This window comes from Prevotella sp. (genome assembly GCF_051059605.1).
Taxonomy (GTDB): domain Bacteria; phylum Bacteroidota; class Bacteroidia; order Bacteroidales; family Bacteroidaceae; genus Prevotella.
The window spans coordinates 104,475-118,957 of sequence record NZ_CP050883.1 but is presented as its reverse complement, the minus strand read 5'-3'; the positions used below and the strand labels follow the sequence as shown (position 1 = coordinate 118,957).

The 14,483-nt window shown below is 35.6% G+C and carries 16 protein-coding genes; 10 read left to right on the top strand and 6 right to left on the bottom strand.

All coding sequences use genetic code 11. From position 1 onward, the window contains the following. Positions 1-839 precede the first annotated feature (839 nt). From HEQ28_RS00465 to HEQ28_RS00455, 3 genes are read right to left on the bottom strand one after another with little or no spacing between them, the layout of a single operon-like run. Positions 840-1,688, bottom strand: a complete 849-nt coding sequence (locus tag HEQ28_RS00465; RefSeq protein ID WP_434503240.1) for a cation diffusion facilitator family transporter — start codon at positions 1,686-1,688, stop codon at positions 840-842. A 7-nt stretch (positions 1,689-1,695) separates the two neighbouring features. Then, positions 1,696-2,268 carry a flavodoxin family protein gene (locus HEQ28_RS00460; RefSeq protein ID WP_434503239.1) on the bottom strand — a complete coding sequence of 191 codons (573 nt, stop codon included), beginning with the start codon at positions 2,266-2,268 and terminating at the stop codon, positions 1,696-1,698. Between the two features lie 4 nt (positions 2,269-2,272). Then, positions 2,273-3,031 (bottom strand): DNA alkylation repair protein, encoded by a 759-nt coding sequence (locus tag HEQ28_RS00455; RefSeq protein WP_434503238.1) that lies wholly within the window; start codon positions 3,029-3,031, stop codon positions 2,273-2,275. A gap of 161 nt (positions 3,032-3,192) precedes the next feature. Here HEQ28_RS00455 and HEQ28_RS00450 point away from each other — a divergent pair, with 161 nt between their 5' ends. Genes HEQ28_RS00450 through HEQ28_RS00440 form a run of 3 tightly spaced genes read left to right on the top strand, consistent with a single transcriptional unit; the run spans position 3,193 to position 7,835 of the window. Further along, entirely contained in the window at positions 3,193-4,302 is a 1,110-nt protein-coding gene (locus HEQ28_RS00450; RefSeq protein ID WP_434503237.1) for a PCMD domain-containing protein, read from the top strand. A 12-nt stretch (positions 4,303-4,314) separates the two neighbouring features. Next, complete coding sequence (locus HEQ28_RS00445) at positions 4,315-5,082, top strand: porin family protein (protein ID WP_434503236.1); 768 nt, start codon at positions 4,315-4,317, stop codon at positions 5,080-5,082. A 23-nt stretch (positions 5,083-5,105) separates the two neighbouring features. Continuing rightward, the gene (locus HEQ28_RS00440) at positions 5,106-7,835 is read left to right on the top strand and encodes a family 78 glycoside hydrolase catalytic domain (RefSeq protein WP_434503235.1); all 2,730 of its coding nucleotides are present in this window, start codon (positions 5,106-5,108) and stop codon (positions 7,833-7,835) included. A 145-nt stretch (positions 7,836-7,980) separates the two neighbouring features. On the opposite strand, the gene HEQ28_RS00435 is transcribed toward HEQ28_RS00440, so the two are convergent. The 3 genes from HEQ28_RS00435 to HEQ28_RS00425 are packed head-to-tail and all read right to left on the bottom strand — an operon-like array spanning position 7,981 to position 9,546. Continuing rightward, positions 7,981-8,496: a DUF3826 domain-containing protein gene (locus HEQ28_RS00435; RefSeq protein WP_434503234.1), complete on the bottom strand. Its 516-nt coding sequence runs from the start codon at positions 8,494-8,496 to the stop codon at positions 7,981-7,983. Positions 8,497-8,522: 26 nt separating this feature from the next. Beyond that, positions 8,523-9,008, bottom strand: a complete 486-nt coding sequence (locus tag HEQ28_RS00430) for a hypothetical protein (RefSeq protein WP_434503233.1) — start codon at positions 9,006-9,008, stop codon at positions 8,523-8,525. Between the two features lies 1 nt (position 9,009). Next, a complete protein-coding gene (locus HEQ28_RS00425; protein WP_434503232.1) occupies positions 9,010-9,546 on the bottom strand; it encodes an RNA polymerase sigma factor in 537 nt (178 codons plus the stop codon). A gap of 162 nt (positions 9,547-9,708) precedes the next feature. Here HEQ28_RS00425 and HEQ28_RS00420 point away from each other — a divergent pair, with 162 nt between their 5' ends. The 7 genes from HEQ28_RS00420 (at position 9,709) to arsB (ending at position 14,158) form a co-directional block, all read left to right on the top strand. Next, positions 9,709-10,038, top strand: coding sequence for an ArsR/SmtB family transcription factor (locus tag HEQ28_RS00420; protein ID WP_207153509.1), 330 nt, complete (start codon positions 9,709-9,711; stop codon positions 10,036-10,038). A 77-nt stretch (positions 10,039-10,115) separates the two neighbouring features. Continuing rightward, positions 10,116-10,355 carry a thioredoxin family protein gene (locus HEQ28_RS00415; protein WP_434503231.1) on the top strand — a complete coding sequence of 80 codons (240 nt, stop codon included), beginning with the start codon at positions 10,116-10,118 and terminating at the stop codon, positions 10,353-10,355. A 7-nt stretch (positions 10,356-10,362) separates the two neighbouring features. Next, positions 10,363-10,794 (top strand): nitrophenyl compound nitroreductase subunit ArsF family protein, encoded by a 432-nt coding sequence (locus tag HEQ28_RS00410; RefSeq protein WP_434503230.1) that lies wholly within the window; start codon positions 10,363-10,365, stop codon positions 10,792-10,794. A gap of 11 nt (positions 10,795-10,805) precedes the next feature. Next, positions 10,806-11,513 carry an aromatic aminobenezylarsenical efflux permease ArsG family transporter gene (locus HEQ28_RS00405; protein ID WP_434503229.1) on the top strand — a complete coding sequence of 236 codons (708 nt, stop codon included), beginning with the start codon at positions 10,806-10,808 and terminating at the stop codon, positions 11,511-11,513. Positions 11,514-11,533: 20 nt separating this feature from the next. Next, the gene (locus HEQ28_RS00400; protein WP_434503228.1) at positions 11,534-12,502 is read left to right on the top strand and encodes a permease; all 969 of its coding nucleotides are present in this window, start codon (positions 11,534-11,536) and stop codon (positions 12,500-12,502) included. Positions 12,503-12,506: 4 nt separating this feature from the next. Beyond that, positions 12,507-12,956, top strand: a complete 450-nt coding sequence (locus HEQ28_RS00395) for an arsenate reductase ArsC (protein WP_434503227.1) — start codon at positions 12,507-12,509, stop codon at positions 12,954-12,956. Positions 12,957-13,120: 164 nt separating this feature from the next. Continuing rightward, positions 13,121-14,158: an ACR3 family arsenite efflux transporter gene (gene arsB, locus HEQ28_RS00390; protein ID WP_434503226.1), complete on the top strand. Its 1,038-nt coding sequence runs from the start codon at positions 13,121-13,123 to the stop codon at positions 14,156-14,158. Positions 14,159-14,483 lie beyond the last annotated feature (325 nt).

The window sequence follows — 14,483 nt, the reverse complement described above, 5'->3', positions numbered from 1 at the left end:
AGTTTATTTTTTAATAGAACAAGCGTGAAACAACTTAAAATAAAGGGCTATTTATGGAGAGTTTTATCCTTTAAATAGAAAAAGATTCCAGAAAAAAAAGAAAAATCACCTACATTACCTACATTTTTGGCTTAAATATCTGTCTATCAACTGTTTACCCAATGTATAAGAGCGTCTTTTCCTACATCTTTCCTACATGGTTCCTACATTATAAGCACGTATTTGTACCTAAAACGATGGAATTTGATCAAACCATAATACCAAAATCGCTTTTTTAGTCACCCCATTAAGCCGTGTCTCTGGCAGTAACGCAAATCACAGCAATACCTTTCTTGAGAATTATATATCTAGAAATGTTACTTCTATTTGTAAATAAATTTTAAAAACAAACGAATTTATATGGCATTTTGACATGCCAACCTTTTCAGTAAAGGATTTCAGAAACAATAATGATTATCAATAACAGCTTAAAAAAATGTATAGTGAGTCAGTAAGTATAACTATGATTGTTTATAATCAATTCCTATTATAGGTAAAATGTATGAAGCACAACAAAAATAAAATCGCCTTTTTCGGTGCGCCTTTGAGTGATTAGGGCTTAATCACTCTGAAAAGCATGTAGGACAATAGAGTGATTAGGGCCTAATCACTCCCTAAAATGCATAAGAACGGACTTATATACATTAGCTAACGTATTGTATAACAATGCGTTCGGCAAAAAGATGTAGGAAATCGCATTTAAAAACAAGAAAAAATATTTTTTTTCGGAAGATAAAATGCACGGAATGGTGTATAAATGGTTTATTTACAGGTGCTATAATAGCACCTGTAACATTATATTATTCAGGTTCTGCATGTACGATGATTTCACATTTTGGAATCATAGTACATATATCTTTTTCAATTCTATCGCAAATATCATGAGCTGCTTCAAGATCCAAGTCATGTCCAATATGCACATTGACCTTAACAAATGTATCAGGTCCTGCAACACGTATCTTTAAATCATGAAAACCAACAATATCAGTATTTGACTTTAATTTAGCCTCAACTTTCTCAGTCAATCCGTCTGGTACACGATCTAGCAATACATCAATGGCACTCTTTCCAAGACGAAATGAAATAAACAATACAATTATTGCTACACCAATAGCTGATATTGCATCAGCCCTATAGTATCCGAAATGAGCACAAATCAAACCTAGCAATACAACTGCCGAACTTAATATATCTGTTGAGAAATGTATTGCGTCAGCTTCCAAAGCCTGACTGTTATCACGCTTAGCAACCTTAAATAGCATACGTGAACGACTGATGTCTATAATCATAGAAACTATTACCACAGCATAACTCCATACAGTGACTGTTACATTAGACTCATTCGTCAACAATCTATTTACAGCTTCATAAACAATCCAAGCGCATGTAATAACAAGCAACACAGACTCCAAGAAAGCAGAAAGATTTTCAATCTTTCCATGTCCATATTGATGTTGTCTATCTGCTGGTTTGTCAGACATACTAACAGAAAAATACGTGATCATTGCGGCAAGCAAATCAAGCAATGAATGAATTGCCTCGGATATAATACCCAAACTAAATGTGAGAATACCCACAACAAACTTCATCGTCGTAAGAAACACGGCGGCTATAATTGACGATAAAGCAGCTTCTTTTTTATTTGTCATGATTAAATTATTTATATAATTTCAAAGCCAACCGTCTGGCTTTATTTATTATCTTTTGTGAAACACCTGATTTATTTTTTGTACCCGGCAAGACTAGTTTGCCGACAACCTTAAATCCAGAATAGCCTAAGATCTCCTTCATTGCATGATTAGCATTGCTAGTTTGCTTAGCAATCCAACTAAAAGGCCAAATAGTAGTACAGGCACTTACTATAACAGCCTTTTTACCTTTATGCAATGCGATAGGTATTCCTAGTTTAGACTCTCCCATCATAGCTGGAACAATACGATCAAACATTAGTTTCATCTGTCCGCTCATGTTTCCCCAATACACAGGGGTTCCGATTACAAGGGCATCGCAATCCTTGATTTCCTTTGCCATACGGTGACCATCATCTTCTGGCAGCACACAAGTTCCTGTTTCTCTACATTTCATGCAGCCCATACATGGACGAACAGATAAGTCGTTTACATTAATCCAATGTACATCAGCATCGTCCAAATTATCAGATACGGCATGAAGCATCGTAGCTACATTGCCCTTTTTACGTGGGCTACCGTTAATTACCAAAACTCTCATATTTTTACGAATAACACTGTTTTCTCTTCATATAATATTCACGCTCTACATCCGTGAACTTCTCTATTGAATAACGAAGCATAGTACGTGGCATATCAGTAGAATGTTCATCCAAAAAATCCATGAGACGTGGCTTATCTCGTTTGCCAGCCTCACGCAACATCCAACCGACAGCTTTTTGCATTAAATCATGAGGATGATGAAGAAGTTTTTCAGCCAACATATAAGTATCGTCGAAATCATTATTGCGTATTAATGCATACGTAGAAACAATCGCGATACGCTGTTCCCAAAGCAAACTACTATCTGCTAAATTATACAGAATATCACGTTTTTTATCAGCAATATATTCACCAACTATAGTCGGAGCAGACAAATCAACTAAATCCCAGTTATTTATTCTATCAGTATGCGCAAGATATAGCTCAAAATATTGCTTACGCAAGTGTTCTGCTTCTTCAACAGAATGCAATTTCAACCACATTTTTTTTCGTGTTTGCTTGCAGTTTTCCACCATAATAAGCAGACCACACATTCTCATCTCATGCCATGGCGAAGAAAGCAAAATAGCAATATCACTGCCAACAGCATCAAGATGTGATGTTGCTACATTTCTAATATTAGGTACGACAACTCCGAGAAACTTATCGCCCTCTCCATATTCGCCTTTACCAGTCTTGAAGAATTTTGGCAATACAATCCTTTTCTCTTTATCAACAAGATATTCGAGTTCGGATAATATTACATCAGCTGTAATGCCCATTCACTTTAATTTTAATCTGCAAATATACTTCTTTCTTTTAAAAAACATCAATATTAAGGATTATTTTTTAGCATTGACGGTATAAAAAGAATTAAATAATTTTGAGTTTAACCTTAGTTATATTACATTTGTAAGCTAGAAATAAATAATTAAGGTAAAAGATGAAGTTAAAATTTATGACGGCCATAAGCCTTTTAACACTTATGACTTTTACTTCTTGTATTTCAGAAGAAGCACTTAACAGTGAAGCCGACATCACATCATGCGAAGTTGACAAAAACATTCTTATTCGTGACCCGGTAATATCAAACGAGAAAGTAACTTTTTACGTAAAAGACTCTACTGATATTAGCCAACAATCGCCAAAATTCAGTCTCACGGAAGGAGCTACTATAAGTCCAGAAAGTGGAACGACACGTAACTTCTTGACTCCACAAACTTATGTTGTCACATCACAAGACGGTAAATGGAAGAAGACTTACAATGTGGAATATACATTCTCTAATCTTCTTACAACTTACAACTTTGATAACGTAAAATACTATTATGAAACCGATTATAATACCAATGAGACAAGACCGTTTTACCAAATATTCTACAGTGACACACCTGACGGTTCATCTATTGAATGGGGAAGCGGAAACGCAGGATTCATGATTACGAACTATGACGGAGCAGCAAACTCCTACCCTACTTGTCAGGACGACAATGGTTACATTGGCAAATGTGCCAAGCTCACAACTGTAAGTACAGGCGCTCTAGGAGCAATGTTTAAGGCACCAATAGCCGCAGGCAATCTATTCATCGGTTCATTTCAAATAGACTTATCTAACGCTGCTAAATCTACACATTTCGGTGTACCTTTTAAAAATACACCGACAGAACTTGTAGGTTACTATAAATATAAGGCTGGAGATGTATATACTGACGTTAACAGCAATGAAGTGAAAGGAAAGAAAGATAACTTTGACATCTATGCAATACTGTATGAGGTAACTGACGATGTACAATATCTTGACGGAACAAACTCTCTTACCAGTGACAATATCATATCAATAGCAAGACTTCAAAACAAGAAAGAAACAGACACTTGGACAAGATTTGCAATTCCGTTTGTAATGAAAGACGGTAAGACTATTGATGCCGACAAACTGAAAAACGGCAAATACAACATTTCAATTATCATGTCATCAAGTATTGACGGAGCTACATTCGACGGTGCTGTAGGCAGTACACTATATGTAGACGAGATGCAATTGTTTTATAAATAAGATTAAGATAAGATGAAAAAGATAATATCAACAATATATATATTAATTTCTTGCGCAATGCTCGCAAATGCAAGTAACACGCCAACAGACAGCATCGTAAAAGCAGATTTGGAATATGAACTGAAATGCGGCATCAATATCGGAGGTACGGCACCATGGTCTATGCCTCGTGAAATTCGTTCTATAGAAAGTTATAATCCACGCTTCAATGGTGTTATCGAAGGTGATATAACACGCTGGATGAGTACAAATTCTCATTGGGGTGTATCAACCGGAATTAGAATAGAAGTTAAGAGTATGAATACTGGTGCTAATGTAAAAAGCTACAAGACAGAAGTTATCGACGACGGAAGTAAGGTTAGCGGATATTGGACAGGATATGTAAACACAAAATATAGTACCACCCTTGTGTCTGTTCCTATAATGGCTAACTATCGCCTTAATGACAGATGGAAATTCAGAGCAGGAATGTATCTTTCTTATGCTTTAAACAGAGAATTTACAGGATACGTTACCGACGGATATCTGAGAGAAGGAACACCAATCGGTCAAAAGCTACAATTCACCGACGGCAAACGTGGTACGTATGATTTTTCTGGTAACCTTAGAAAACTACAACCGGGCGTTCAATTCGGTGCATCATGGTTAGCCAATAAGCATCTTTGTGTAAATGCTGACATGGAGTTTGGTGTAAACAATATATTCGAAAGTAATTTTAAAACAGTCACATTTAATATGTATCCTATCTACCTAAATCTGGGATGGGGATATAAATTCTAATATAAACAATTTCTACCATTATTATGAAAAATGCTATCAAAACATTATTCGCTATTGTATTATTTATGCTTATGCCAAATATGACATTTGCACAGGAAAATCCTTCCACATATAATCTACGGATAAACAACACTTCACTTGGTTCTGATAACACAGAGCATTTATGCTTCAGTTGGAATATAAATTCTGAGAAAAGGGGATTTAACCAAAAAGCATACCAAATTGAACTTTCATCAAACGAGAAAGTTATTTGGAATAGTGGTAGAATTAATAGTTCTGAATCTATTTTGGTTCCATACAATGGACCACAACTAAATCCTGCAACCCAATATACTTGGAAAGTAAAGATTTGGTCAGCTAATGGGGAAACTTCAGAATGGAGTCAGCCAAGTAGTTTCACCACAGGTTTGTTTACTGACAAAGATTGGGCTGGAGCTAAGTGGATAGCTCTTGAAAAAGACCGTAAAGATTGGTATGTCGTGCCAGGCATACACTCTCCTTTGGTAAAAAAACATATAAACGACAAGGATTTCGGAACTTATATATTACCGAAGTTCAAGCATTCATTCACTGCTACCAAGAAGATATCACGAGCATTAGCTTTTATATGTGGACTCGGACAGTTTGAACTATGCATTAACGGGAATAAGATTAGTGATGATTTTCTTGATCCAGGATGGACTAAATACGATAAAAAGGCACTCTATGTAACTTTCGATATTACAAAAGATATTAAAGAAGGTAATAATGAAATCGGCATTTCCCTAGGAAACGGATTCTACAATATTCCACGACGAGGTTACTTCAAATGGTTAGGTTCGTTTGGAGCCCCTAAAGTAAGGATGTTGCTACGACTTGAATATGAAGACGGTAAAGTAAAAGACATTATTACCGACAAAACATGGAAAGCTGCGCAAAGCGCCATCACTCAATCGGGGATTTATAGTGGCGAAAACTATGACGCAACTAAAGAAAACATGCCTTGGCAAAAGGCTATCATCACATCATATACAGGATTATTAGAGTCACAGAAAAATCCTCCAGTAAAAGTGCATGAGCAAATTGCCGTAAACAGAATATTCAAGAACGCCAAAGGAAACTGGGTATATGATTTAGGACAAAACTTCTCTGGAATAATTAGAGTTAAACTACGAGGAGAAAGAGGAAAGACAATAACATTCCGCCCTGCTGAATTATTAAACCCTGACAGTACTGTAAATCAAAGTGCAACAGGAAAATATACATTATCATATACTCTAAAAGGAGGAGCAACAGAAGAATGGAGCCCGAAATTCAGTTACTATGGATTCAGGTATGTACAGTTGGAGGATGCTGTTCCACAAGACAAGACTACCCCCGACAGCTTGCCGACCGTAGAAGATTTAGTAGGTCTCCACACTTGCAGTTCAGCTCCGGAAGTAGGTACATTCAATTGTTCAAACAGACTATTTAATCGCACTTTTGAACTAATAGACTGGGCTGTAAGAAGCAACATGCAAAGTTTACTAACCGACTGTCCACACAGAGAGAAGTTAGGTTGGCTGGAAGAGGCTCATCTTATGCAATATTCTATGCAATATCGTTATGACCTTCAAATGCTTTATCATAAGATAATGGGCGACATGGAAGATTCGCAAACTCCAAACGGAAACATACCAACGATTGCACCAGAGTATGTTCATTTCGATAGTGGCTTTGAAGATACGCCAGAATGGGGAAGCGCTTTTATCATCTGTCCTTGGTATGTATATAAATGGTATGGAGACAAAAATCTGTTGGTTAGATATTACGGCAGTATGAAGCGTATGCTTACATATCTGTCATCTAGAGAAGATAAAGACGGAATCGTTGCTTATGGTCTTGGAGACTGGTTTGACATTGGACCAGAAAGACCAGGAGTAGCACAGCTCACATCAAACGGAGTTACAGCCACTGCTATCTATTACTACGACACGAAGATTATGGCAGAAACGGCATTGCTGCTTAATAAACACGACGACTATACCTATTACCATGAAAAGGCAGAGAAAATAAAACTCGCTTTCAACAAAAGATATCTTAACAGCGACGGTTGCTATGATAGGAATAGTCAGACAGCAAACGCAATGGCAGTATATATGGGACTTGTTCCAGAAGACAAGAAAGACATCGTGATGAAGCATCTTGTTGCAGACATTCAGTCAAGAGGCAACTCACTTACTGCAGGAGATGTTGGCTACAGATATGTTGTTCAGACACTAAAGGATAACGGATATTCACAAGTTATCAACGACATGAACAGCAGATATGACGTACCTGGATATGGTTGGCAATTATCACATGGTGCAACAGCATTGACAGAATCATGGCAAGCCTATGGTTTTGTATCTAACAACCATCTTATGTTAGGACATCTTCAAGAATGGTTTTTTAATGGTATAGGCGGCATTAGTCAGACTGATAATTCAATCGCTTGGAAGGAAGTATGCATTAATCCACAAATAGTAAGCAGTGTAAACAATGCCACGACCTCTTTTATAACACCTTATGGTAAAATTACTTGTGAGTGGAAGATTACTGATAAGAAATACACATTGGAAATAAACATACCGGCAAACAGCAAAGCTGTCGTACATATCCCAACTACAGAAGCTGACAAAATAACTGATTGTGGTGTTCTTGTATCGAAAGCCGAGACAAAAGTAATCGGAAACGAGACCATTGTCAATGTAGGCTCAGGACATTATTATTTTGAATGTCCATATTCAAAATAATAAATCAAAGATTCATCATCGACTACAATAAAAGAGTGGCAACAAATTATTTGTTACCACTCTTTTCAATCATTTAAAAATTAATTTTACTATTCTATTAAAACATCAAACATTTAATTTTAAACTTTAATTAGAAGACAAAGATTTAATTACTAAACTTAAAATTTGGTCTTGTGAAAACGCCCTTATTACCGAATCCTTTTTGTTGACGTTTCATCATTTCTTTCGTCATCTTTACAACATCATTTTTCTCAACCTGATAAATTTTCATTATCTGTTTCGGTGTCAAGAATTTGTGAAACTTTGCATAATACTTCTCACGTATATCCAATATTTTATGACTTTGTGCGAAGTTATCCTGAATCATCTGGTCTACCTCAGCATCTGTTTTTGTATTGATGTCCGTCCCCATGTGCTTAGGTTTCATGCTACGACATTCCATTTTTTCTTTCAGATATTCAGAATATACTGGGATAAACTTAGCTGAAGTTGCATCATCAAGCATCAAAGTTTGCACCATTTTTTCAGTACGTTTCTGTATAATCTGATCCACTGTTAAATGTAATCTTTCTTTTCCGTTCTGCGCTACCTGAGCGTTAACGGTGATACTACCGCCCAACATCATAACGGCAGCCATAACCATAAATAAATACTTCTTCATTGTCTTTGTATTTTAATTGTTAAACACTAATTTAAAAATTCATCATTATCAGCCATTGAGGTTAAAGATTTAAGATCTTCATCCGATAGTTGTTCTATCCACTCTTCGCTTGTAGAATTATCATCCGATTGGACTGCAGCAGCTGTACTATTCTTTTTATTATAATTGATATGTGCCTCGTCATTCACCACCATTCTAGGATTCTTTGTAGGCGGATATGTAGTAACATCTGCAGCTCGAACCGTTGACGTTTTACCAAGTGTCGTATCTGTCTTTGCAAGTTGTGGTTGTTGTGGCTGCACTATATCATTGCCAAACGGAAAGAAAATCAATCCAGCAAACACAGCAGCCGATGCAAGCAATGCAATAAAGACGATCTTCATTTTTCTACGCTTACGAACATCCTTTTCAGCAGTACGAAGAATCTTTTTCTGCATATCGTCAAAGAAACCTTCGGGTGTGAAATACGGAGTATTCTTACCTATTTTCTCAAAATCAAAGTCTTTTTCCATATTATTCCTCCACCATATATTTTTTTATTTTCTCCTTTATATAATGATAAGTCACTTTCAATGTAGCTACTTTTGTATCGGTGACTTTACTTATCTGCTGGTAATCCATTTCATCGTAATAACGTAAATTGAATATCACGCGCTGTTTATCAGAAAGGCGCAATATAACTTCTTGAAATTTCACACCCATCTTATTATCATAATCTATATAATCAGACGCTTTTAGACTATCTATCAATTCATCATGTACATTATCCGCCGACACAACTTTTATTTCCTTTTTATTCAGAAATCTTAAGCTTTCATTCATTGCTATACGATAAATCCATGTACTTAGGGCGCTATCACCACGAAATTTGTTCAATCCAAGGAAGATTTTCACAAAGACTTCCTGCATCACGTCTTGAGCATCTTCATGCACAACAACCATTCTACGTATGAAGTAGTAAACTGGTTTTTGATATGCATCGAGCAAAATCCGGAACCCTCCTTCTCTGTCAGATTTGATCATGCGATATATCGTTTCGTCTTTTGTCATATACAATTAATGTTATCTTCTGACTATTTGAACCAGAAAAGGTCCTAAGGTTAATTTGAATCATAAAGTATTTATAAAATGTTAACAATCTGTTATTTTAACTCATAATATTTGGAATACTAATTTAATGTTCGTATTTTTGCGAACATAACAAAAATAGATATGGGAGATAACAAAAAAGATTATACCTTGAATCAAGAGCAGATAGCAAGATTTGCAAAAGCATTGGGACATCCGGCACGCATAGCCATACTTAACTTTCTGGCGAAACGTGACTCATGTTACTTCGGAGATATTCACGAAGAATTACCTATTGCAAAGGCTACTGTTTCGCAACATCTGAAAGAACTAAAAGATGCCGGACTCATTCAAGGAGAAATAGAAACTCCGAAAGTAAAGTATTGCATAAACCGCGACAATTGGAAACTTGCCAAACAGATGTTTGACAAATTCTTTTGCGACTGTTTATGTAAAAAGGATAATTGCTGCTAAATACAGCTTTTATTTTTGCACTTAATGTTCGTTGTTTTGCGAACTACGAAAGATATTAATTATAAAAAAATAGGATTATGGAAATTAAAGTTTTAGGAACAGGTTGCAGCAGATGCAAATCATTGTACACAGCAGTAGAAAAAGTAGTAAACGAAATGGGCATTGACGCTTCCTTAGTTAAAGAAGAGAATATGGAAAATATTCTAAAATACAATGTAATGTCTTTACCTGCATTAGTAATTGATGAGAAGGTTGTTGCTAAAGGCAATATTTCTGAAAGTGACTTGAAAACAATATTTACTAATGAAAATAAGTAATACACAAATGAAGAAGATTTGTTTATTGACAATAATGACACTAATGTGTTTTAGTTTAACGGGGTTTTCACAAAAGAAAGTTGTACCAAAGAATTCTGTAAATAAAACAGTTGTTGAGGTATTATATTTTCACGGCAAACAACGCTGCCCAACTTGTATTGCTATTGGCGACAACTCTATTGATGTCGTGAATAAAGACTTTGCGAAGCAAGTAAAAGCTGGACAGGTGAAATTCAAAGAGATAGACATTTCAACCCCTCAAGGGGAGGAAATTGCAGATAAATATAGTGTTTCATGGTCATCTCTATATTTAACCCAATGGAAGAATGGTAAGGAGAAACGCTATGATATGACTAGATTTGGTTTTGAGAATGCACGCAGCAATACGCAAGCATTTCGTACAGGACTTAAAAACAAGATTATCCAGTTTTTGAAGTAAGACATTATATCATGAATTTTTTACAGAACATATTGGATAATAGCAACATCCCTTTTGTTACAGCTTTTATATTAGGATTACTAACTGCCATTAGTCCATGTCCACTAGCAACAAACATCACAGCTATTGGTTACATAAGCCGTGATATAGAAAGCAAGAAACGCATTTTGTGGAATGGAATACTGTATACAGTTGGTCGATGCATTGCTTATTCTATACTCGGAGCAATCCTTATATATATACTACACAAGGGAGAAAATATGTTTTTCATACAGAAGAATGTAAGTAAATGGGGCGAGATGCTTATTTCTCCAGCAATGATTTTAATAGGTTCCTTTATGTTATTCGGTGACCGCCTGAATTTGCCTCGATTTGGTTTTTCTGGTAATATGGAAACGAGTAAATTAAATGGAATTTGGAGGAGTTTGTTACTAGGTATGCTATTTGCTATGGCTTTCTGCCCTACAAGCGGACTACTCTATTTCGGAATGTTAATACCAATGTCTGCTCAAGCAACAGGTGGGTATTTTCTCCCAATAGTGTTTGCTTTCGCCACGGGAATTCCTGTGATACTTGTGGCATGGATCATTGCTTACAGCATGGCGGGAATAGGAAAATTTTATAATCATATAAAAGTATTTCAAAAGTGGTTAAACAGAATCGTTGCTATTCTTTTTATATTGGTAGGAATCTATTATGCCTACACTTTTTATTTGTAGAATTTAAAGATTAAATTATTATGTTACAAGAGTTTGCCGACTGGCTCGCTTACGGTTTGCTTGGACTTAATGCTCATACACGTATAGGTTCAGCCGTAGATTTTTTCTTTTATGACACCACAAAGATAATGATACTTCTATTCATTATCAGCACTATAATGGGAATTATAAATGCATATTTCCCAATAGACCGACTACGTACATACCTCACGACACATAAACTATATGGATTACAATATTTCTTTGCGTCCTTGTTCGGTGCCCTCACTCCATTCTGTTCCTGCTCATCAATACCTCTCTTTATCGGTTTTGTGAAAGGTGGAATTCCACTTGGTGTAACATTTGCATTCCTCATCACCTCTCCCCTCGTTAATGAGGTTGCCGTAGCTATGTTTTTGGGTACATTCGGTTTGAAGATAACACTTATTTATGTAATCAGCGGAATGTTACTAGGAATGATTGGAGGTTTCGTACTCGGTAAAATGAAGCTGGATAATTATCTTAGCGACTGGGTGAGGGATATTCAAAAAAACTCACAAACTGAAACAGAACAATGGGAAACAAATAAAATCTCGTTTATTAATCGCCTGCCGATAATTATCAAGGATTCTTGGGGAATCATAAAAGGTGTACTCCTGTATGTTATTATAGGTATTGCTATCGGAGGCATTATTCATGGTTATGTACCAGAAGGATTCTTTCAGGAATATATGTCAAGAAGCAGTTGGTTTGCAGTTCCGTTGTGTGTAGTATTGGGTGTTCCGATGTATGCCAACGCTTCAGGTATCGTACCAATAATAGAAGTTTTTGTAGCTAAAGGTGTACCAATCGGCACAGCCCTTGCTTTTATGATGGCAGTTGTTGGGTTATCATTACCCGAAGCAACAATGCTAAAGAAAGTGATGACTTGGCGACTTATTGGCATCTATTTCGGCACAATAACACTGTTTATCATACTACTTGGATATCTGTATAATATAATTTTATAAGCGCATGAAAATATTAATATTATGTACTGGCAATAGTTGTCGCAGCCAGATGGCACAGGGATTTATGTTATCCTTTGATAATACTTTAAAAGTCTTTTCAGCAGGAACAGAACCTACTGAAAAGATTAATGAAAAGGCTGTCGCTGTGATGAAAGAATTAGGTATAGACATCAGTAGTGCTTACCCCAAGAATGTAAAACAATACACGAACGAAGAATGGGATTATGTGATTACTGTATGTGGAGGTGCTAATGAAAACTGTCCCGTCTTTGCAGGAAAGGTAAAACATCGCTTGCATTTCGGTTTTGAAGATCCAGCTACTGTCATCGGCGATACAGAGTATCAGATGGGCGAATTCTGCCGTATTAGAGATGACATCAAGAATAAATTTTTCTCTTTTTATATAAAAGAAATAAAGAAACAGGAACTACCGAAATGCTCATGCGAAGATTAAGTAAAAGAAAATTATTATAAACTTAGAAGATGCTTATTTGAGAAAAATAAGAAGAGATAAGTCATAAAAGAAACTTTACTATAAGCTGATTTATTCAATTATAGTTTGGTTTCTATTTATAATAAATCGTTTGTCAAAACTGATATAATAAATAAACTATCAAAATGGAAAAAATAAAATTCTTAGACAGATATCTTACATTATGGATATTTCTAGCTATGTTTATAGGAGTTGGAATAGGATATATTTATCCTAAAATTGTTGATTTCTGGGGATGTTTTGAAGTTGGTTCAACTAATATTCCGCTAGCAATCGGACTTATTCTGATGATGTTTCCACCACTAGCAAAAGTTAAATATGAAGAATTAGGGAGAGTATTTGCCGACAAGAAGATACTTGCGACATCTTTGATATTAAACTGGATTATAGGTCCTATATTAATGTTTATCCTCTCAGCGATATTCCTATCCAAATATCCTGAATACATGTATGGTCTTATAATGATAGGTCTGGCACGTTGTATAGCAATGGTTCTTGTTTGGAACGAACTAGCAAAGGGTAATAGCGAATATGCTGCAGGACTAGTTGCACTGAACAGTATTTTTCAAGTGTTCTTCTATTCTGTATACGCCTACTTCTTCATTGCGATATTTCCAAAATGGATTGGACTTCCATCAAGTGACGCTGTTCGCAATATTACAATGGGAATGATTACCAAAAGCGTACTCATATATCTTGGTATTCCTTTCGCTGCTGGATATCTCTTTAGAAGATTTTTCATAAAGATGAAGGGCAACAAATGGTATTACGAATATTTAGTACCTAAAATAAGTCCGATTACTCTTATAGCACTGCTTTTCACCATCATCATTATGTTCTCATATAAAGGTGAATATATTGTAAAACTCCCCTTTGATGTAATGCTTGTTGCTATACCGCTGATAATTTATTTTTCTATTATTTTCTTCTCATCATTTTGGTTTACTAAACGCATTGGGGTACATTACGACAAGTCTGTTTCAATTGCATTTACTGCAACTGGCAATAATTTTGAGTTGGCTATTGCAGTATCAATTGCTATATTCGGAATTAATTCAGGAGAAGCTTTTGCTGCCGTTATTGGTCCACTAATTGAAGTTCCGGTGTTGATTTTGCTAGTTAAATATGCATTAAAACATTATTATTCTAAGAAAAAGCACTAAAATAGGCAAGTTTTGAACAACAAAAATCAGCTAAATTTTCATGACTGCTATATTTCTATATAGAAACACATATTGATTAGAAGTGAAAAATCACCTCTGGATTATGGCTAATTTTGCGTTTCATTAATGAAATGGTTAAAATACCGTCACATCACCGACACCTCATGGAGCTAGTTTTGCATCTATCTAGCTGATTATCAGCATTTAGACACTTCGACACTAATTTGTTTGAAAAAGCCTAGGGGGAACTATTGTATGGAGAAGTAGAAAAGAAATGCTGATCATTGAGAAATAAATATGTATATGTTTTTAAGTTGGTAAAAAG

Bases quoted from the DNA above. Each gene is read 5' to 3' on its own strand.
- HEQ28_RS00465 (WP_434503240.1), bottom strand. From the start codon at position 1,688: ATGACAAATAAAAAAGAAGCTGCTTTATCGTCAATTATAGCCGCCGTG.
- HEQ28_RS00460 (WP_434503239.1), bottom strand. From the start codon at position 2,268: ATGAGAGTTTTGGTAATTAACGGTAGCCCACGTAAAAAGGGCAATGTA.
- HEQ28_RS00455 (WP_434503238.1), bottom strand. From the start codon at position 3,031: ATGGGCATTACAGCTGATGTAATATTATCCGAACTCGAATATCTTGTT.
- HEQ28_RS00450 (WP_434503237.1), top strand. From the start codon at position 3,193: ATGAAGTTAAAATTTATGACGGCCATAAGCCTTTTAACACTTATGACT.
- HEQ28_RS00445 (WP_434503236.1), top strand. From the start codon at position 4,315: ATGAAAAAGATAATATCAACAATATATATATTAATTTCTTGCGCAATG.
- HEQ28_RS00440 (WP_434503235.1), top strand. From the start codon at position 5,106: ATGAAAAATGCTATCAAAACATTATTCGCTATTGTATTATTTATGCTT.
- HEQ28_RS00435 (WP_434503234.1), bottom strand. From the start codon at position 8,496: ATGAAGAAGTATTTATTTATGGTTATGGCTGCCGTTATGATGTTGGGC.
- HEQ28_RS00430 (WP_434503233.1), bottom strand. From the start codon at position 9,008: ATGGAAAAAGACTTTGATTTTGAGAAAATAGGTAAGAATACTCCGTAT.
- HEQ28_RS00425 (WP_434503232.1), bottom strand. From the start codon at position 9,546: ATGACAAAAGACGAAACGATATATCGCATGATCAAATCTGACAGAGAA.
- HEQ28_RS00420 (WP_207153509.1), top strand. From the start codon at position 9,709: ATGGGAGATAACAAAAAAGATTATACCTTGAATCAAGAGCAGATAGCA.
- HEQ28_RS00415 (WP_434503231.1), top strand. From the start codon at position 10,116: ATGGAAATTAAAGTTTTAGGAACAGGTTGCAGCAGATGCAAATCATTG.
- HEQ28_RS00410 (WP_434503230.1), top strand. From the start codon at position 10,363: ATGAAGAAGATTTGTTTATTGACAATAATGACACTAATGTGTTTTAGT.
- HEQ28_RS00405 (WP_434503229.1), top strand. From the start codon at position 10,806: ATGAATTTTTTACAGAACATATTGGATAATAGCAACATCCCTTTTGTT.
- HEQ28_RS00400 (WP_434503228.1), top strand. From the start codon at position 11,534: ATGTTACAAGAGTTTGCCGACTGGCTCGCTTACGGTTTGCTTGGACTT.
- HEQ28_RS00395 (WP_434503227.1), top strand. From the start codon at position 12,507: ATGAAAATATTAATATTATGTACTGGCAATAGTTGTCGCAGCCAGATG.
- arsB (WP_434503226.1), top strand. From the start codon at position 13,121: ATGGAAAAAATAAAATTCTTAGACAGATATCTTACATTATGGATATTT.